Source organism: Serratia sp. root2, from assembly GCF_031931805.1.
Classification (GTDB): domain Bacteria; phylum Pseudomonadota; class Gammaproteobacteria; order Enterobacterales; family Enterobacteriaceae; genus Serratia; species Serratia inhibens.
On sequence record NZ_JAUJXB010000001.1, the window covers coordinates 907,411 to 926,351 of the forward strand.

Annotated in this window: 20 protein-coding genes; 6 read left to right on the plus strand and 14 right to left on the minus strand. The window is 53.9% G+C overall.

All coding sequences use genetic code 11. From position 1 onward, the window contains the following. Nucleotides 1–77 precede the first annotated feature (77 nt). Together QZQ97_RS04290 and cls are read right to left on the minus strand one after the other, a co-directional pair. A complete protein-coding gene (locus QZQ97_RS04290) occupies nucleotides 78–401 on the minus strand; it encodes an HI1450 family dsDNA-mimic protein (RefSeq protein WP_004945300.1) in 324 nt (107 codons plus the stop codon). A 55-nt stretch (nucleotides 402–456) separates the two neighbouring features. Continuing rightward, on the minus strand, nucleotides 457–1,917 hold the full coding sequence (cls, locus tag QZQ97_RS04295; protein WP_006321178.1) for a cardiolipin synthase: 1,461 nt from the start codon (nucleotides 1,915–1,917) through the stop codon (nucleotides 457–459). Nucleotides 1,918–2,171: 254 nt separating this feature from the next. Between cls and QZQ97_RS04300 the strand changes: the two genes are divergently transcribed. After that, nucleotides 2,172–2,348: a YciY family protein gene (locus tag QZQ97_RS04300; RefSeq protein WP_311992393.1), complete on the plus strand. Its 177-nt coding sequence runs from the start codon at nucleotides 2,172–2,174 to the stop codon at nucleotides 2,346–2,348. A 122-nt stretch (nucleotides 2,349–2,470) separates the two neighbouring features. On the opposite strand, the gene QZQ97_RS04305 is transcribed toward QZQ97_RS04300, so the two are convergent. After that, nucleotides 2,471–3,946 carry an MFS transporter gene (locus QZQ97_RS04305; protein ID WP_311992394.1) on the minus strand — a complete coding sequence of 492 codons (1,476 nt, stop codon included), beginning with the start codon at nucleotides 3,944–3,946 and terminating at the stop codon, nucleotides 2,471–2,473. 124 nt (nucleotides 3,947–4,070) lie between these two features. On the opposite strand from QZQ97_RS04305, the gene QZQ97_RS04310 reads away from it, so the two are divergent. Continuing rightward, nucleotides 4,071–4,646, plus strand: coding sequence for a TetR/AcrR family transcriptional regulator (locus QZQ97_RS04310; protein ID WP_311992396.1), 576 nt, complete (start codon nucleotides 4,071–4,073; stop codon nucleotides 4,644–4,646). A gap of 70 nt (nucleotides 4,647–4,716) precedes the next feature. On the opposite strand, the gene QZQ97_RS04315 is transcribed toward QZQ97_RS04310, so the two are convergent. The 3 genes from QZQ97_RS04315 to QZQ97_RS04325 all read right to left on the minus strand — a co-directional run bounded on the left by QZQ97_RS04315 (nucleotide 4,717) and on the right by QZQ97_RS04325 (nucleotide 7,719). Beyond that, the gene (locus QZQ97_RS04315) at nucleotides 4,717–4,929 is read right to left on the minus strand and encodes a KTSC domain-containing protein (RefSeq protein WP_311992398.1); all 213 of its coding nucleotides are present in this window, start codon (nucleotides 4,927–4,929) and stop codon (nucleotides 4,717–4,719) included. A 267-nt stretch (nucleotides 4,930–5,196) separates the two neighbouring features. Further along, nucleotides 5,197–7,167, minus strand: a complete 1,971-nt coding sequence (locus tag QZQ97_RS04320; protein ID WP_311992399.1) for a hypothetical protein — start codon at nucleotides 7,165–7,167, stop codon at nucleotides 5,197–5,199. Nucleotides 7,168–7,422: 255 nt separating this feature from the next. Continuing rightward, entirely contained in the window at nucleotides 7,423–7,719 is a 297-nt protein-coding gene (locus QZQ97_RS04325; protein WP_311992400.1) for a YciI family protein, read from the minus strand. 181 nt (nucleotides 7,720–7,900) lie between these two features. Between QZQ97_RS04325 and QZQ97_RS04330 the strand changes: the two genes are divergently transcribed. Beyond that, nucleotides 7,901–8,554 carry an epoxyqueuosine reductase QueH gene (locus QZQ97_RS04330; RefSeq protein WP_013813154.1) on the plus strand — a complete coding sequence of 218 codons (654 nt, stop codon included), beginning with the start codon at nucleotides 7,901–7,903 and terminating at the stop codon, nucleotides 8,552–8,554. Nucleotides 8,555–8,792: 238 nt separating this feature from the next. Continuing rightward, complete coding sequence (gene tonB / locus QZQ97_RS04335) at nucleotides 8,793–9,533, plus strand: TonB system transport protein TonB (protein ID WP_311992401.1); 741 nt, start codon at nucleotides 8,793–8,795, stop codon at nucleotides 9,531–9,533. A gap of 64 nt (nucleotides 9,534–9,597) precedes the next feature. Here tonB and yciA read toward each other — a convergent pair whose 3' ends face one another. Both yciA and QZQ97_RS04345 read right to left on the minus strand, forming a co-directional pair. After that, complete coding sequence (gene yciA / locus QZQ97_RS04340; RefSeq protein WP_004945276.1) at nucleotides 9,598–10,026, minus strand: acyl-CoA thioester hydrolase YciA; 429 nt, start codon at nucleotides 10,024–10,026, stop codon at nucleotides 9,598–9,600. 75 nt (nucleotides 10,027–10,101) lie between these two features. Continuing rightward, on the minus strand, nucleotides 10,102–10,641 hold the full coding sequence (locus QZQ97_RS04345; protein WP_212560050.1) for a septation protein A: 540 nt from the start codon (nucleotides 10,639–10,641) through the stop codon (nucleotides 10,102–10,104). 234 nt (nucleotides 10,642–10,875) lie between these two features. Between QZQ97_RS04345 and QZQ97_RS04350 the strand changes: the two genes are divergently transcribed. Beyond that, entirely contained in the window at nucleotides 10,876–12,579 is a 1,704-nt protein-coding gene (locus tag QZQ97_RS04350; RefSeq protein WP_311992402.1) for a SulP family inorganic anion transporter, read from the plus strand. 47 nt (nucleotides 12,580–12,626) lie between these two features. Here QZQ97_RS04350 and QZQ97_RS04355 read toward each other — a convergent pair whose 3' ends face one another. Together QZQ97_RS04355 and QZQ97_RS04360 are read right to left on the minus strand one after the other, a co-directional pair. Continuing rightward, nucleotides 12,627–13,379 carry a YciC family protein gene (locus tag QZQ97_RS04355; RefSeq protein WP_311992403.1) on the minus strand — a complete coding sequence of 251 codons (753 nt, stop codon included), beginning with the start codon at nucleotides 13,377–13,379 and terminating at the stop codon, nucleotides 12,627–12,629. A gap of 96 nt (nucleotides 13,380–13,475) precedes the next feature. After that, complete coding sequence (locus tag QZQ97_RS04360) at nucleotides 13,476–13,916, minus strand: YkgJ family cysteine cluster protein (RefSeq protein WP_311992404.1); 441 nt, start codon at nucleotides 13,914–13,916, stop codon at nucleotides 13,476–13,478. 282 nt (nucleotides 13,917–14,198) lie between these two features. On the opposite strand from QZQ97_RS04360, the gene ompW reads away from it, so the two are divergent. Continuing rightward, nucleotides 14,199–14,843, plus strand: coding sequence for an outer membrane protein OmpW (gene ompW, locus QZQ97_RS04365; RefSeq protein ID WP_311992405.1), 645 nt, complete (start codon nucleotides 14,199–14,201; stop codon nucleotides 14,841–14,843). 41 nt (nucleotides 14,844–14,884) lie between these two features. Here ompW and QZQ97_RS04370 read toward each other — a convergent pair whose 3' ends face one another. The 4 genes from QZQ97_RS04370 to trpCF all read right to left on the minus strand — a co-directional run bounded on the left by QZQ97_RS04370 (nucleotide 14,885) and on the right by trpCF (nucleotide 18,940). Beyond that, nucleotides 14,885–15,199 carry a BON domain-containing protein gene (locus QZQ97_RS04370; RefSeq protein ID WP_004945257.1) on the minus strand — a complete coding sequence of 105 codons (315 nt, stop codon included), beginning with the start codon at nucleotides 15,197–15,199 and terminating at the stop codon, nucleotides 14,885–14,887. A 220-nt stretch (nucleotides 15,200–15,419) separates the two neighbouring features. After that, complete coding sequence (gene trpA / locus QZQ97_RS04375; protein WP_311992406.1) at nucleotides 15,420–16,226, minus strand: tryptophan synthase subunit alpha; 807 nt, start codon at nucleotides 16,224–16,226, stop codon at nucleotides 15,420–15,422. Continuing rightward, the gene (trpB, locus tag QZQ97_RS04380) at nucleotides 16,226–17,416 is read right to left on the minus strand and encodes a tryptophan synthase subunit beta (protein ID WP_004945250.1); all 1,191 of its coding nucleotides are present in this window, start codon (nucleotides 17,414–17,416) and stop codon (nucleotides 16,226–16,228) included. Before trpB ends, trpA begins: the two co-directional genes overlap by 1 nt. Nucleotides 17,417–17,578: 162 nt before the next feature. Continuing rightward, on the minus strand, nucleotides 17,579–18,940 hold the full coding sequence (trpCF, locus tag QZQ97_RS04385; RefSeq protein WP_311993868.1) for a bifunctional indole-3-glycerol-phosphate synthase TrpC/phosphoribosylanthranilate isomerase TrpF: 1,362 nt from the start codon (nucleotides 18,938–18,940) through the stop codon (nucleotides 17,579–17,581). Nucleotide 18,941 lies beyond the last annotated feature (1 nt).

Consider the following 18,941-nt stretch of genomic DNA (forward strand, 5'->3'; position numbering starts at 1 on the left):
AAGTCGCAGCGTTGTCCGCTGCGTCACCAACAAAAAACCCGCCAATTTTGGCGGGTTTTTTCATGCAGACAGGGCGTTTATTCTTTCCACAAAATGTGGCACAGCTTGTGGTCTTTCTCACGACAGAGTAACACGCGGGCAAACACGTCGTTGATCGGTTCGCCATCGCTGTCCGCAAGGCCAATGACCACTTCGGCAAAAAAGTCCGGGTTCAGGTCAAAATCCACATGCTCCGACCAGTCTTCCGCCGGATCATACAGCTCGGCGCCGCCGCGTTCCTCAAATTGCAGGTTGAACAGCAGAATATCCGCCGGATCCAGATTGTCGCCAGCCAATTCCAGAAAAATGTCATAAGCCTGTTCCAGCGTTTCGTCTTCGGTAAGGCGGTTATTCAAATCCATAAAAAAATCCTGATAAAAATGATTTGGCGTTATTAAACCATGCCCGACACGGCTTTTATAGCAGCGGGCTGAAAAAGTAGAACAGGCGTTCGACAATGCGGTGCCAGAATGGCCGTTTCTGCCACTCTTGGGCGTTCAGCAACTGCGAACGGGCGATATAGTCATCCTGCACGCAGGCCAGATCGCTACCGAAGCCGTCATCGTCGATGACCAGAGTGATTTCAAAGTTCAGCCACAGGCTGCGCATGTCCAGATTTACCGTGCCTACCAGGCTGAGTTGACCATCTACCAACACGCTTTTGGTATGCAGCAGGCCGCCTTCAAACTGATAGATGCGCACGCCGGCTTCGAGTAATTCAGAGAAGAAGGAACGGCTGGCCCAGCGCACCATCGTTGAGTCGTTGTCACGCGGCACGATGATGCTGACTTCAACGCCACGCAGCGCGGCGGTGCAAATTGCATGCAGCAGATCGTCGCTCGGCACGAAATAGGGCGTTGTCATGATCAACTGCTCACGTGCGGAGTACACGGCGGTCAGCAACGCCTGATGGATCATCTCATCCGGGAAGCCGGGGCCGGAGGCGATGACCTGAATGGTGTGGCCGCTTTCCTGTTCGAACGGCATGATATTGACATCCGGCGGCGGTGGCAGAATGCGTTTGCCGGTTTCAATTTCCCAGTCACAGGCATAAACGATACCCATGGTGCTGGCGACCGGGCCTTCCATACGCGCCATCAGGTCGATCCACTGGCCGACGCCGGCACCCTGTTTGAAATAACGCGGATCGACCATATTCATGCTGCCGGTATAGGCGATGTAATTGTCGATCAGGACGACTTTGCGATGCTGGCGTAAATCCATCCGGCGCAGGAATACGCGGAACAGGTTAACTTTGAGCGCTTCTACTACCTCAATGCCGGCATTGCGCATCATGCCCGGATAAGGGCTGCGGAAAAACTGCAAACTGCCGGCAGAGTCCAGCATCAGCCGGCAATGCACGCCGCGTCGCGCGGCAGCCATCAGCGATTCGGCGACCTGATCCACCAGCCCACCGGGTTGCCAGATATAGAACACCATCTCAATATTATGGCGTGCCAACTCGATATCACGGATTAACGCTTTCATCGTTGAGTCGGTAGTGGTGAGCAATTGCAGTTGGTTTCCCTTAACGCCATCGATGCCCTGGCGGCGATCGCACAGCTGGAACAATGGCCTGGCAACCTCGCTGTATTCTGTGGCAAAGATCCGTTGGCTCTCTTTTAATTCGCTGAGCCAGCGCGCGGTCGAGGGCCACATCGCCTTGGCGCGTTCGGCGCGACGTTTGCCTAGATGCAATTCGCCGAAAGATAAATAAGCCACGATACCGAATAAAGGCAGAATATAGATAACCAACAGCCAGGCCATGGCGGAAGGCACAGCGCGGCGTTTCATCAGAATACGTAGCGTAACCCCAGCGATAAGCAGCCAGTAACCGAATACCATGAGCCAACTGATTACGGTATAAAATGTTGTCATAAAGGCGAAAAATCCCGTTCGCAAACCACCAACAATGAGTGTACGCACAGAATGGTAAAGGGGGAACCTTTTCTCGGCGCTTATATTGCATAAATATGATTGTCTTAAGGCACTTGCTGAAAGCGAAAAAAAACATTTTTACCCGGTCTTCGCCTCGCTTGGCGGCGTGGTTGCGCGACGAACTGCGACTTGGATCGCTCGACGAAAGGGCTATAATGCCCGCCGTTGGTATTTGACGGACGAGTGACGAAACGATGAGACGCAGTAGAAACGAGGTGGGCCGCTGGCGGATGCTGCGGCAGAATCAGCGCCGCAGGCATCGCTGGCTGGAGCGCCAGTCATGCAGCAACCGGCACATTATCCGGGTACGACGTCGCCTGGATGATCAGCACCGGCGCGCATTGCTGTTTGTGGTGTCCTACGAGTGGTAAAACGAAAACAGTCCCGGCAGGGACTGTGAATTCGATGAAAAGTTGTCTTTAAGCCCGAGGGAGTATTATGGGATACGTCCTTATATTCCCCATCGACTAACGCTCCCTGATTCTGGGCTTTATCACTTCTTGCCTAAAGTCCATTTCGCCATGCCTGCCCCTAGCGTCATCAACAGCGCTGCAGCTATCAGTACCGCGATGAATGCCCGGTCGAAAGCCATGCGCGCCAGCTGTCTCAGTTGTTCAGCCTGATCGTCGGCCAGAGTGGCGGCCAGCCGCAGAGCTTCATCAATGCTGTCATAGGCGATGTCGCTCACCGGCAAACTGCCCGGCAACGTCAAACTGTGGCTATAGACGGCTGTCATCAGCCCGCCTAGCAGGGTGATGCCCAAAACCCCGCCCAGTTCATAGGAAACGTCTTCAATCGACGCCGCCATGCCGGATTTCTCTTCAGGCGCATTCAGCATGATGGCGGTCGATGCGGCGGTAATGGCGCCACCGACGCCAAAACCAGTGATACACAGGCAAATCAATTGCAATAAAACGCTGCTTTGATAAAACAGGGCGAGACCGGCGATCCCGAGACCGGTCAGAATAAAACTGCCGAGCATCATACGACGTTCGCCATAGCGGGGCAGGAATAAGCCAGTCAGCGGCCCGGCCAGCACGGAGGCCAACGGGATCGGCAGAATAAATAGCGCGGCCTGCAATGGGCTCAGATCGAGAACCAATTGCAAACGTTGACTCAGAACCAGTTCCACGCCAATCAACGCTATCATCGAGAGCAAGGCAACGCCGACGCCACCGGCAAACAGCCTGTTTTGGAACAGCGAGAAGTCAATCATCGGGTATCGCGCTTGCCTTTGACGGCGCACAAAAAGGACAAGAGAGACAATACCGATTGCAGCCGCAGTCGTTAACGCAATGAAGGAGGGGGCCGTTTTGCTCAATTCTTTCAGCGCGTAGATGCTGCCCACCAGACCGATCATGATCTGTACCGAACCGATAATGTCGTAAGGGCGCTTATTCTCCCCGCCACAGTGCGGTATCAGCCGCCATGCCAGCGGCAGCACCAACATCACTACCGGCACGTTGATCAGAAACACCGAACCCCACCAGAAATATTCCAGCAATACCCCGCCGACCACGGGGCCCAGCGCAGCCGCACTGGAGGCGACCGCAGCCCAAATGCCAATAGCCAACGCGCGCTCGCGTTCGTCGGTAAAGATATGGCGGACGATGGACAGGGTTGCCGGCATCATCATTGCGGCACCCACGGCGAGAAATGCACGCGCTGCGATTAGCCACTCGGCGGAGGGGGAAAAGGCGGCGCAAAGCGAGGCGGCGGCAAAAACCGGCAATCCGGCCATAAACAGGCGTTTATGACCGACGCGATCGCTCAGCATGCCTGCACCAGGCAGCAAACCTGCAACTACCAGCGGGTATGCGTTTACGATCCATAATTTTTGTGACGCATTGGCATCCAGCGCCTGCGTCAGCCGTGGCAAGGCGGTGTATAACACCGTCATGTCGATGACGATGAGAAATAGGGCGCTGGAGATTAAGGACAGGATCAACCAGCGGTTGTTTACGAACATAATATTATTCCAAAAAATGCGGCCAGCGCGGATGCGCGACCAGAAGGTAAACCCCAGTCTCCACTGATGGTATACTGGTCATAATATATATCCATACGTACGTATTGAAAAGAGGGGTTTATCAATGGGACGTCAACGCAGCATCGATCGTGACAAAGTTCTGGATATGGCCGAAGAAATAGTCGCCAACCAGGGTGCCACTGGGCTGACCATTGATTCCGTCGCAAAAGCGATGGGGATCTCCAAAGGTGGAGTGCAATACTGCTTCGGCAGTAAAGACGCGTTGATTGATGCGATGTTTGAACGCTGGGGCAAGGCTTATGACACTGTGTTCGACGCGATAGCCGGGGAAAATCCCTCTGCTACAACCTCCGTGCGGGCGCATATGCAGGCGACCAGAAGCTCCGATCAGGCGTCCAGCGCCAAGGCTGCGGGGCTGATGGCGACACTGATTCAAACGCCGGAACATCTGAACAGCACCCGTGAATGGTACCGCAGCCGGATTGCCGGTCTGGATTTGACCACTGAGGAGGGAAGGCGCGCGCGATTGGTTTTTCTGGCCACCGAAGGGGCATTCATGCTGAGGTTTTTTGGCCTGATGGATATTGGCCAGCAAGAGTGGGATGCTATGTTTGCGGATATGCAGGCACTGGTTCTGGCGCAGAGTCAAACGACTGTGGCGGATCCGGCATCGAAGTAAGAAAGTGATCTTACACCCCGACACTGTACGGGGTCGGCGTGCAGGTCGGGTTGATATTCAACCTGGCCGGTTACCCAGTTTTACGGCACAAATATTTGCCCTTTATGACGCCGTCATAAAACCGGCCTTTTGAAACCACCACGACAAAATCCTGGTAGATTCGCTTGGGAACCCCGATATATTGGTAGGTTCCCGCATCACGAAACTGAATTTCCAGAATCTGAGTCTTTTCATCATAGCCTATTGATATAATTCTTGAAGATGAAACCGGTTGTCGCTGCAAGTAGACTCCCCCTGTTAATTCATTATTATTTATATGGTTATAGGTTGCCCGTTAACCATACCAGAAGCAGTAATGCGCCGCCAGACGCTTTGCTTTAAGAGGAAAACTATCGCACTGATAGCTGGTGGGGCGGAAGAGGAGAGAGTAGGGTTATCGGACAAGATATTCCCTCGAAGAACCCTTTAGCCAGCCTCTCCGTGCTGGCTTTTTTTTGACTTCAATATGAAAAAGCCGCAGTAATCTGCGGCTGCCGGCAGCATAAAATTTTTATACCTGACGCATATAAACGTCAGTAATGCGCAAATCGAAACCACCCTTCATTTTTGTCGTATCCACCAGCAGGAAAGCGTGGGTTGCCCAATCCGGAGCACGATCGATCATCGGAGACTGCGCATCCGAACCTTGCATTTGGCCCGGAATAACTGCAGTTTTAAACTCCGACTCGCTGCCACTGAAGTTATAGACGTAGCTGTGGCCCGTTGCCTGCATCAGAATCGTAGGTTCAATGTCCTGAGCCGGGCCGTATTGGAGCAGCTTGGCCCAGACAATTTTCACCTGACAACTTTGGCCGTCGCCTGCGTAGGTACCTGCGCGGAAATTGTGGATCACGCTGCCATAGCCTTTCAGCGCAATGGTACCGAGCACTGCCTGATACACGCCGTCCCCTGCGGCTGCGTTACGACCAAGAGAGACGAATCCAGCCTGGCGTATTATGCTGAAGTTGGTACTATTTGCCGTGCCCCAGCCGAAGCGAGATTTGCGTACATTGTTAATCCCACCCGGCGACAATACCCAAGCCTCTTCTGTCCATTTATCATTACTGCCGCCACTGGTATAGGTCGTGCTGTCCAGCCAGTTATCCTGCACGCTGGGGTTCGTGCGTACTTTCGTCAGCAAATAGGGCCAGTTCATCGGTAATTGCATATCGCGAAATGACACCGAACCAGTGCCGTCAACCCAGCCACTTACGCCGACGTCACCTGCCTGTTGCAGCTTGCCAAGATTAACGGCTTGAAATACTGCGCGAGCCTGGTCACCAAAGTAGAATGGGTTAGAAAGGGTAGCTTCGTTCTCTGTTGAAGGATCACCAGCCTTAAAGGTAAATAAACCACCAATAAAGTTGATTTTGCATTTCTTGGTATCAGGTACGTTAACGATGTAATTTCGCGGGCCAAAACCTTCAATGTGACAATCGCGGAAAATGTGCTGTCCACCCTCGATATGAATATATTTCCCCAGACTTACCGTTGAGTCCTTTGCTCCGCTATCACCATAGATATAGTCAAAGGAACAATTAAAGAAATAACTGTAGCCTCCCTGCAGGTTAACGCCGCAGTTGCTTTGTGCAAAGACGCAACTATGGAAGTTCATCTCTTCGCCAGAGTTCGTCGCGTTGTTGGGGAAGTAATAGCAGGTATGGCAATGGTTGAACATAAAACTGTACATGCGCAGGAAATAAAAGTTGTTGTTGCCGGTAATGCCGTAGGCGAAGCTTTCAAGGCCACCGCCGATGAATGTCATCGAGTTACGTGGGTAGGTGGTTTTAACCTCTTTAGCAGGCTCTGTGGGGGTTGCGGGGGTGATATCGTTGCGAAAAGTCATGCCGTCGACAAACTTATCCGCTCCGGGACCAATCATGCGTAGATTTTTCACGGTCAAGCTACCCTGCGGATAGCCATCAGTATTCATCCAATAAATGGCGGTTGCGTGCGCAGTGGCTGTACCGCTGGCAAAAGACCGGAAATCCAGTAACGCGCCGGAAAAATCATAATCGACGGTTTTGGTGTCAAACTTTAGTGTGTTGCTGCACTTAAAACGACCGTTTCCAAACGTCAGGATGCCGTTTTTCAATACTTGCTCGATGCTTGTATAAACCATACCGCCAATCGTAGTTTGCTTAGTGGTATGTTCATGCAGCGAGCTGACGTAGTCATGCGCTTTTTGAATCGCATCGGTATCATCGGCAATGCCATCGCCTTTAGCGCCGTACATATAAGGCGACACTGTACCGGCGACCTCCAATACGCGCAGCCAGACCCATGACGTATTAGGACGTATAAACATGCCGCCATCGTCTGCGGGCGTTGACTGTGCTTTAGCGACAAAAATGCCCCCGCCGGTGGGTTGACGGTTACTGGTGCTCCAGTTGGCATCATAGGCGGTTACAGCGATCAGCTCGCCGGCAAGGGTAGGTACAGTACTTCTCAATGTTGCGATATCAGGGCAGGTGTTCATCATTTGGATCCTCATAGGAAAATACTGTATTTATATACAGTTATTGGAGTCTATGAGCATGCCGGTTAATGTACAATAGAATGAGAGAACAAGGCTGTTGTGCCGGGCAAGACTAAACGAGGAAAGGAAGTTTTGGGTTTTGCGTTGATCTTCAACGGATACGTCAGGTTATGGGCCACCAATATCTGCAGTCCAGCGTGATAAAATTGCTCGTAATAGCCAACCCGCGGAGGCAGAACCCAACGGGTTGTGATTAAACTAAAACACCTGCTTGAACGGTTTTACCGTCACGTCACCATAAACGCCGGCAGCGACATAGGGATCCTGTTCAGCCCAGGCTTGAGCATCCGCCAGCGAGGCGAATTCCGCAATCACCGTAGAACCGCTGAAGCCCGCACTGCCCGGATCGTTGCTGTCGATAGCCGGGTTTGGGCCGGCAATCACCAGACGGCCTTCATCCCGCAGCGCCTGTAGGCGTGCCAGATGCGCCGGCCGCACCGACAGACGGTTTTCCAATGAATTGGGAACGTCCTGCGCATAGATCAGATAAAGCATGTTTCACCTTTAAAATCATTAGTATAGAAGGGGTGATTCAAAGTAGCGCAAAAGGCGCGTCAAGGGAATGCCTGGTAAAGGGAATTTATCCACAGCTGGCGCTTATGCCTTGAAGCCGCTAGTTTTTATTCGTATAGTGCGGCCGCGCGATGAATTGAACTCCTGTGTGAGAGGTGAGGAAATGACGGAACTGGTTAGGGATAAACTCGACTTGCCCGAAGGCAAAAGCAAGCTGTTGCTGCACTCTTGCTGTGCGCCTTGTTCCGGTGAGGTGATGGAAGCCATTCAGGCCTCCGGCATCGAATATGCCATCTTTTTCTATAACCCGAATATTCACCCGCAAAAAGAGTATCTGCTGCGCAAGGAAGAGAACATTCGCTTTGCCGAGCAACACGGGATACCCATTATTGACGCCGATTACGACACCGATAACTGGTTTGCCCGCGCCAAAGGCATGGAAAACGAACCAGAGCGAGGGATCCGTTGCACCATGTGTTTCGACATGCGTTTCGAGCGTACCGCGTTGTACGCACATGAGCATGGCTACGACACCATCTCCAGCTCGCTGGGTATTTCCCGCTGGAAGAATATGCAGCAAATCACCGACTGCGGTGTCCGCGCGGCAGAAAAATATCCTGATCTGCAGTATTGGGATTACAACTGGCGCAAAAAAGGCGGCGCATCGCGAATGATAGAAATCAGCAAGCGCGAACGCTTTTACCAGCAGGAGTACTGCGGCTGCGTTTATTCGTTGCGTGATACCAACCTGCATCGCAAAGCGCAGGGGCGACCTCTGATCAAACTGGGTGTGTTGTACTACGGTGATGAAGAATAAGTGCCGCATTGGTGAAAAATGACCCGCTACGGCGGGTTTTTTTGTTTTTGTCGCGGTTAGCCAGGTTAATAGAGCGTGTGAAATCCTCAATAAAAAAGCAAATGAAAGGTTAATATCCCTATGAGTTTGCAGGTTTTAGCGATGAATAATGACGATTAAAGCGATAGTTCGCCATTCGTTATTGAATATGATTGCTATTTGCATTTAAACTTGGCGAACCAGAGGAAACAGAATCATTATGCCGCTAAAAAAGATGTTCCTTAATCGCCGTTTGTCAGTGCCGATTGTCTTGTCCGTTGGCTTACACAGCGCCCTGGTGGTGGGGTTGCTCTACGCTTCTGTCAAAGAGGTTATGGAGTTGCCGAAACCCGAGGATGCGCCGATCAGCGTCATGATGGTCAATACCGCCGCGATGGCGGAACCGCCGCCACCTGCGCCTGCTGAACCAGAACCGCAGGTGGAACCGGAACCAGAACCCGAGCCGGAACCGCTGCCAGAGCCACCGCCAAAGGCGATACTGAAACCGGAGCCGGTAAAACCCAAACCGAAGCCGAAACCGAAGCCGAAGGTTGAAAAAACGGTCAAACGCGAACCGCAGAAAACCGAGCCGCGCGAGCCATCGCCGTTTGAAAATAACGAGCCGGCCAAGCCAGTCGATAAAGCGCCGGTGAAGCAAGCACCTTCAGCGCCGGTTCAGGGCAATTCGCGTGATGTGGGGCCGAAGCCAATCAGCCGTGCAGATCCGATCTACCCGCCGCGCGCCAGGGCATTGCAGATTGAAGGCAATGTGCGGGTACAATTTGATATCGACAGCGACGGCCGCGTGACGAACGTGCGCATTTTGTCTGCGGAGCCACGCAATATGTTCGAGCGTGACGTGAAACAGGCATTGCGCAAGTGGCGCTACGAAGCCAAGGAAGCGAAAGATCGCGTCGTTAACATTCGCTTTAAAATAAACGGCACCACGGAGATGGACTGATATCGACGTTGGCGCCAATAGAAAAGGGTCGCGGAAGCGACCCTTTTTGCTGCCTGCGTTTCAGCTATTCTTCAAAGCCGACGCGGAAGTTCATTTTACCGTCGGGCAGGGCGCGTGAATTGCCCTCGTCGTCCACCGCGACGTAGGTAAATACCGCCTCGGTTGCACGGTAACGCTGGCCGATAGGCGCAGAAGACACCTTCTTCACCCACACTTCGATATTGATGGTGATCGAACTGCGGCCGGTACGGATACACTGCGCATAGCAGCAAACCACATCACCCACTGCGACCGGTTTCAGGAAGGTCATACCGTCGACACGCACTGTCACCACGCGTCCTTCGGCAATTTCTTTCGCCTGAATAGCGCCGCCGATGTCCATTTGCGACATCAGCCAGCCGCCAAAAATATCACCGTTGGCATTGGTATCTGCCGGCATTGCCAGAGTGCGCAGCACCATCTCGCCACTGGGTAAAGGTCGTTGTTGAGTCATAGCCGTCTGCTTATCAAAGAAGGGTTTTCATTATACTGCCCGCAGCAAGCGCAACGGGCATTAACAATTTTGTAACTATTTTTTCTGTTCTTCCGGCATGTGCCGATAAATATAAATACCGCTGAGCAGGGTAAACACCAGCGTCAGGGCCGTCAGGCCGAACACTTTAAAGTTAACCCAAACGCTTTGCGGCAGCCAAAAGGCGACGTAGATATTTGCCAGACCACAGAGCAGGAAGAACACTGCCCAGGCCAGATTGAGGTTGCTCCACACTTTGTCCGGCAGCGTGAGCTCTTTACCCAGCATGCGCTGAACCAGCGGCTTCTTGAGCACCAGTTGGCTGATCAGCAACGCCAATGCAAACAGGCTATAGATGACCGTGACTTTCCATTTGATAAACAAATCGTTATGGAATACCAGCGTCAAGGTACCGAACACCAGCACCATCAGGAAGGTGATCAGCGTCATCTTCTCGACCTTGCGGTATTTGATCCAGGTGAACACCAGCGCCAGCGCGGTAGCGACAATCAAGGCGCCGGAGGCGACGTAGATATCGTAGAGCTTGTAAAAAGCAAAAAAGACAATTAACGGGAGGAAATCAAGAAACTGCTTCATAAATCAATCCATCATATGTTCATCAGCCGACTATACCGGATTCGGCGGGCTCTGTGTACCGCAGGTAGGCGCTGATTATCGGCGTTTGAGAGCTGGATTTCTGCCATGAAAGCAGGAATTTGCATAAACTTACGATTGAGGTCGCGAGTCTGCGGCGGGTTGCTTGCCAGCACGGTACTGGCATCTCATGATGTGCATAATAATAGCCTGATAATTTATAACGGAAAACAGTTTATGCAGTGGAAATCTCTCCAGGCGCTAACGCCCGGTTTGACGCATTTATTGGGGTATCAACGCAGTTGGCTTAAACCGGATATACGCGCCGGGCTCTCCGTAGCCGCGGTGGCATTGCCGGTGGCGATTGCTTACGCCGAGCTGGCCGGGGTCAGCCCGGTGGTGGGGTTGTATTCCTGCATTTTGCCGATGGTCGCTTACGCGTTTTTCGGATCGTCGCGCCAGCTTATTGTCGGGCCGGATGCCGCCACCTGCGCCGTGATAGCCGCAGTAGTGACGCCGCTGGCGGCGGGTAATATGGAGCGGCATTGGCAGCTCACCATCATGATGACGGCAATGATGGGCGCCTGGTGCCTGTTGGCGAGCCGTTTCAAACTGGGCGCACTGGCGGATCTGCTCTCCCGGCCGATACTCAGCGGGCTCCTGAACGGCGTGGCGATCACCATCATTGTCGATCAAATCGGCAAAGTCCTCGGTTTTGGCGTTCATCCTGCGCAGTTGATTGAGCGCATTTACGCGCTGCCGGGTAACCTGATGCACAGCGACTGGCTGACCATGGCGGTGTCGCTGCTGACGCTGGTCACGCTGGTGGGGTTTAAGAAATGGCGCCCTAACTGGCCGGCACCGCTGTTTGCCATCGTATTGGCGGCTTTCGTCACCTGGATAGGCGGGTTGCAGCAGCATGGCGTGGTGACGGTGGGCGGTTTTAGCGACGTGCTGCCGATAGTCCAGTGGCCGGATTTCCAACCGGGTTTGCTGCGAGACATGGTCATTCCGGCGCTTAACCTGGCGGTAGTGAGTTTTGTCAGCATGATGCTGACCGCTCGCAGTTTTGCGGCGAAGAACGGCTATGAGGTGAATGCCGACGCCGAGTTCCGCGCGCTGGGGTTGGTGAACATCGTTTCGGCGCTTTCGCAGGGGTTTGCCATCAGCGGGGCGGATTCCCGTACTGCGGTTAACGATGCCAACGGCGGCAAGAGTCAATTGGTATCGATCATTGCAGCGGGGGTGATTGCTTTCGTGCTGTTGTTCCTGATGGCGCCGCTGCAGTTTATTCCGGTGGCGGGGTTAGGCGTAGTGCTGATGTATGCCGCTTGGTCGCTGCTGGATTTTCGGGGCATCTGGATCATGCGCCGCCGCAATGTGCAAGCCTTCAGGCTGGCAATGTTCACCTTCTTGTGCGTGCTGCTGGTGGGGGTGATCAGCGGCATCGGCCTGGCGGTATTGCTGGGGCTGATGCAGTTCCTGCGCACGGTATTTCGTCCGACGGAGCAGTTGCTGGGGGTGAACGACGAGGGCATGATCCACTCGATGGGCAACAACAACGGCGTTAAAGCGGTACCGGGTGTGATGATGTACCGCTTCAACTCGCCGTTAACCTATTTTAACGTGGCGTACTTCAAGCGCCGGATCCTGAATTTGGTGGACAGTACGCCATTTCAGCCGCGTTGGGTGGTGGTGGATGCTGTCGCCAGCTTTACCCACGCGGATATCAGCGTTCTGGCGGCGATAGATGAGCTGAAACGCGATCTGTTACAGCGTAACGTGAAACTGGTATTGGCGGGGAGGCGAACCGAGCTGACGCGCTGGTTCCGCATCAATCGGCTGGGCCGCGATCGGGAATTGATTCTGGTACCGGATTTGTATTTGGCGCTGAAGCTGATTCAGAGCAAGGAACAAGCGGAGACGGCGGCGGCCCCATAAGCAAAAAGGGCACGCCGAGGCGTGCCCTTTTAGTTACTGCGGGCAGATCAACTGCGCAGCAGCATGTACAGACGGAACAGGTAAATCAGCAACAGGGCGGAAACCAGGTTGCTCAGCGCGGTAAGCACTACGCTGGCGACATTCGGGGTCAGTACCGACAGGTGGCTCACCATAAACAACACCAGCAGCTTGGCGGCCAGCCACAGCATCATGGCCGGCACAATCACGCGTGCATTGGCGAAGGCCAGTTTGCAGCTCAGCTTAATCGAAGCGAATACGCCTTTTTTGTCTGCTGTGGTGATGACAGGCGCTAATGAGAAGGCGATCGCCATGATCACGCCCGGCACGACAAACAGCGTCAAGCCCAGCTGAATCAGCAGAGTGCAGATAAACAGCAGCAGCAGCAAACGCGGCAACTCCGGCGCAGACGCGCCAATAGCGCGCAGTGCGCTGATGCGTTGCCCCTGGGAAACCAGGCGAATCAGCGTCAGCATCCCGCCAACCAACAACACGTTGCCCACCAAAGCGGAGAAAGTGGCGGCAGCTGACACCTTCAATAACACCATCTGCTGCTCGGGCGTCATTTGCTGAATGATTTCCTGGATCCCCATTCCGGCGGATGCCGTAAAATCACCTTCCGTTGCGGACAACATTTTCAACTGCTCGACGTCAGGGCTAAAAACCTGATTGAGCAGCACCGAAATGAACGCGGTCAACAGCGCCAGCATCAGGATGCTGGTCAGTTGATTACGGAAAAAGTTAAAACTGTCACGGTACAACGTGTTGGCCGTGATAGGCATGCAGACTCCTTGGCGTCGAGAAACAAAGATATATCCATCGCTTTTCAAGCTGCGCCGTGGTGGCCGCAACTTGAAATTCATAGGTATATAGCAAAATCAGTGGGCGATTGTACCCTGTTCCGCGTCGCTGTGGCACCCCGCGAGTTGCACTGCGGCTATTTCTTCGGCAATCACCGTTATTGGCAGCGACAGGGGTAAAGGAACCGGCAGCGGCGGTAGACCATAACGCTCGCGAGCGCGATCGCAAGCTTCGTTGCGCAGGCCGTTTTCTCCGGACTGATCGAACTCGCGACAAGGGCTGGGGCGATTGAGGTAAATGGAGCAGGACACGGCCTTGCCGATTTCCCCCTCGAGAGCGGTACAACGCGGGGACTTGCTGTTGGTCCCCTGCATACAGCGCAAAAAGGGAGTTAAGGGTTCGGTAAGAGATATAGGAACCACGCCGCCGCCATCTTCCGCTTCGGCCCAATAGAATGACACTCGAAAATAGCCGCAGCATGCGCCGCAACTGACACAGGGATTAAGAAGTTCGCTCATCTTGATTGCGCCGACTCCTTACGGCACCAACCAAAACCAACACGGATGATGAAATTACTCAGCGGTTGTTTTTTTAGCAACTGAAATTTGAACATGTAGATAATTTGCAACAAAATACATTTTTTGATTCAGATCAATCCTCGATTTATTAGTCCCTTAGGTAACCTTGTTTTTAGTGGGAATTAAAAAATTTACACATAAGATGTGATCTCGATGGGATCATGAATACCCGTAAGTAGGTATATTCCCTTCCGAATAGTAACCATACAAATGGAATGGATAATGAAAAAGACAACTCTGGTGGTATTGGCGGCCATGATGGCCCCTATGTTGGCAAGTGCGCATCAGGCGGGTGATTTCCTTTTCCGCGCGGGAGCGGCGACGGTACGGCCTAATGCAGGCTCGGACGACGTACTGGGACAGGGATCGTTCAATGCCGATAATAATACCCAGCTCGGCCTGACCTTCGGCTATATGGTGACGGACAATATTGGTGTGGAACTGCTGGCTGCGACGCCATTCCGCCATAAGGTGTCGTTGAACGGCGCTGCAGTGAACGGCAATATTGCTACGGTGCGCGATCTGCCGCCGAGTCTGATGGCGCAATATTACTTTGGCGATAAGCAAGACAAACTGCGTCCGTATCTGGGGCTTGGCGTGAACTACACCACTTTCTTCGATGAAAAATTCAATGACAATGGTAAAGAGGCCGGGCTGAGTAATCTGAGTCTGAAAGACTCCTGGGGTGTCGCTGCGCAGGCGGGCCTGGATTACAATCTTGATGAACACTGGATGTTGAATATGTCGGTGTGGTGGATGAATATCGAGACCAAAACCCGCTTTGATGACGCCAACGGCAATCATCACAGCATAGATACACGGTTGGATCCTTGGGTGTTTATGTTCGGGGCAGGTTATCGCTTCTGAGGATGGCCGAGACAGGGAGGCTAAATGCCTCCCTGCGATCGTTATTTGAGCTGCATGACGTTCTCAACGGATTTAACACCCGCCACGCCGCGTGTGGTCTGCACCGCACGGTTGGCATCTTCGCTGGAAGTGACAAAACCACTCAATTGCACCCGGCCTTTGAAGGTCTCTACGCTGATTTCTCTCGACTTGATGTTTTTATCTGCCAGCAGTGCTGATTTCACTTTGGTGGTAATCACCGTATCGTCAATATAACCGCCAGTCCCCTCGGATTTCGCTGTCGGCGCGCAGGCGCTGACTGCGAATGCCACAACGGCTGCCATGCATAAGGCCGAAAGGGTTTTAAATAGCTTCATAAATTACTCTCCATGCAATGTTATTGTTGAAACTACATTCAGGTTATTACCTGAAAACGCTCAGTATTTCCGCAAAGTGCAGAAATCTGCAACGGGCATCTTCAAGTGTGAGTCAATAAGTGGGTTTGTTCAAATTTTAGATGTAAAAAAATAGAACAACCCTGAGAGGAAACAAGATGTTATCGACGGGCGCGATCCACCACGCCCGTCGCAGGAAGGATCAGGTTCGGGTCGCAGCTTTCATTTCGCTGACAAAGTTCGCCAGCCGAGTCAGCATTTCTGCCGGCTGCGCCTGATTTTGCTCGATAATTTTGACGATCGCCGAGCCGGAGATCGCACCGGCGGCACCGGCCTGCAGCGCATCACGTACCTGCACAGGCTCGGAAATGCCGAACCCCTGCAGCGGTGGCGCGGCATGGTATTCGCGCAGTTTGTTCACCAGATGATGCAGTGGCAATTGAGCGCGGCTTTCGGTGCCGGTAACGCCGGCACGTGACAGCAGGTAGGTATAACCCCGGCCGTGTGAAGAGATCTCACGCAACAAATCGTCGTCTGCGTTTGGCGGGCAGATAAAGATAGGAGCGATGCCATGGCGCGTGGCCGCGGCACGGAAGGGCGCAGACTCTTCAAAGGGTACGTCGGCAATCAGCACCGAATCCACGCCGACTTCGGCGCAACGCTGGTAAAACGCATCGATGCCTTTATGAAACACCAGGTTGGCGTACATCAGCAGGCCGATAGGAATGGTCGGGTACTTCTGACGAATGGCGGCCAGCATTTCAAAGCATTGGGTCGGCGTCACGCCGGAGGCGAAAGCGCGGAGCGCAGCGCTTTGGATAGTTGGGCCGTCGGCCAGCGGATCGGAGAACGGAATGCCCAGCTCCAGCGCATCGGCGCCGGCTTCAACCAGAGTATCGATAATTTGCAGCGACAGCGCCGGGTTCGGGTCGCCCAGGGTGACAAACGGGACGAAGGCGCCTTCCTTGTTGCTTTCCAGACGTTTGAACAGTTGCTGATAACGTTCCATCAGATTTCTCCCCGAGCTTTCAGTATGTCGTGAACGGTAAATATGTCTTTGTCGCCGCGGCCGGACAGGTTAACCACCAGGATCTGTTCTTTTTGCGGCGTTTCACGGATCATTTTCAGCGCGTGCGCCAGGGCGTGGGAAGACTCCAGCGCCGGGATAATGCCTTCGCTGCGCGACAGAGCCTTGAAGGCATCCAGCGCTTCGTCGTCGGTAATCGACACGTATTCGGCACGGCCAATGCTGTTCAGATAGGCGTGCTGCGGCCCGACGGACGGGAAATCCAGCCCGGCGGAAATGGAATAGGATTCCTCGATCTGGCCTTCGGAAGTCTGCATCATCGGCGCTTTCATACCGAAATAGATACCGACGTGGCCGTGCTTCAGCGGCGCACCGTGTTGGCCGGTTTCGATACCGAGACCGGCGGGTTCTACGCCGATCAGGCCAACGCTGACGTCATCGATAAAGTCGGCAAACATGCCGATAGCATTGGAACCGCCACCGACACAGGCCAGAACTGCGTCCGGCAGGCGACCTTCGCGCTCCAGCATCTGCGCTTTGGTTTCTTCGCCGATCATGCGCTGGAATTCACGCACGATGGTCGGATACGGGTGCGGGCCGGCTGCGGTACCCAGCATATAGTGGGCTGTTTCATAGCTGCCGGACCAGTCGCGCAGCGCTTCGTTACAGGCATCTTTCAGCGTGGAGGAACCGCTGTGCACCGGGATGACTTCAGCACCCATCAGGCGCATGCGGAACACGTTCGGCGACTGGCGTTCAATATCTTTGGCGCCCATGTAGATACGGCATTTCAGACCTAGCAGAGCACAGGCCAGAGCAGAGGCCACGCCATGCTGACCGGCACCGGTTTCGGCGATGATTTCGGTTTTGCCCATGCGCTTGGCCAGCAATGCTTGCCCCAGCACCTGGTTGGTTTTGTGCGCGCCGCCATGCAGCAAATCTTCACGCTTCAGGTACAGCTTGGTTTTGGTGCCGGCGGTGAGGTTTTTGCACAGCGTCAGCGCCGTCGGGCGGCCGGCGTAGTTTTTCAGCAGGTCGATAAACTCAGCCTGGAATTCAGGGTCGCGCTGGGCGCTGACGAAGGCTTCTTCCAGTTGTTTTAATGCCGGCATCAGAATCTGCGGCACATACTGGCCACCAAATTCGCCGAAGTAGGGGTTAAGCAGCGTCATTATAGTTCCCGTTATTATCCGTTAAATTGTCTACCCTTCATCTTTCAAACCGCAGGTGTGTTGGTTGCGCTCTTTCACCCAAGTCACTTACCTGAGTAAGCTCCTGGGAATTCACTCTCTTACCGCCTTCCTGTGCCTTGAAATCTATTGGGTATATTTGATTCAGTAGGCGCGCAGGGTCTTGAACACCGCCGCCAGGCGAGCAGGGTCTTTAATCCCTGGCTGGCTCTCAACGCCGGAGTTAAAGTCCAGCCCGGCACAGCCGAGTTTGGCTGCGTCAACGCAGTTATCTGCGCTCAAGCCGCCCGCAAGCATCACGTTATCCAGGTTTTGGCCGTGCAAGACTGACCAGTCGAAACGCTGGCCAGTGCCGCCGGCACCGTTATCCAGCAGATAGCGGTCAACGTGCTGCAGGTCACGCGCCGGCAAGCTGTCTTTCACACTCAGCGCTTTCCAAATCTGGCAGGCGGCAGGCAGTTTGGCGCGCAGGGCGTCGATATAGGTTTGATCTTCCGCCCCGTGTAGCTGTACCGCTTGAAGACCAAGACGTTCAACGGTTTGCACCAGGGTTTCCACCTGCGCATCGCAGAACACGCCGACGTATTTCAACGGCGCGCCGGCAATCACTTCGCGGGCGCGGTTGATGTCGACATAGCGCGGTGAACGGCCGACAAAAATCAGCCCGCCGTAGACGGCGCCGGCCTGATAGGCGGCTGCGGCATCCTGCGGGCGGGTTAGCCCGCAAACTTTATTGTCGCCCAGCGTTACCCGGCTCACGGCGGCGCGCAGATCGGTTTCCGACATCAGCGCGCTGCCGATAAGGAAGCCGTTGGCGAAGTGGCTCAGTTCGCGGATTTGGCCATAATTGTTGATGCCGGATTCGCTGATCACCGTCACGCCATGCGGCACGCGTGGCGCAAGTTGGCGGGTGCGGTTCAGATCGATGCTCAAATCCCGCAGGTCACGGTTATTGATGCCGACCACACGCGCTTCCAGCGCGATCGCCCGTTGCAGCTCTTCTTCGCTGATCACTTCGGTCAGCACGCCCATATTCAGGCTATGCGCTACTGCCGCCAACTGGCGATATTGTTCGTCGTCAAGTACCGACAACATCAACAGGATGGCATCGGCCTGATAGAAACGCGCCAGGTAGATCTGGTACGGATCGATAATAAAATCTTTGCACAGCACCGGCTGCGTCACCGTTTTGCTGACCAGCGGCAAGAAATCGAAGCTGCCCTGAAAGTATTTCTCATCGGTCAGCACCGAGATGGCCGATGCGAAATCCTTGTAAACCGAGGCGATTTCGACCGGGTCAAAGTTTTCGCGGATCAATCCTTTGGAAGGGGACGCTTTTTTGCATTCAAGAATAAACGCCGTTCTGGCCCCTTGCAGCGCATGATAAAAGCCGCGTTCGCTGGGGACGATTTCATTGTGAAAACTGGCCAGTGGTTGTTGTTGCTGTCGTGCTGCGACCCATTGCGCTTTATCACGAACAATCTTGTTGAGCACGGTTTCCTGCATC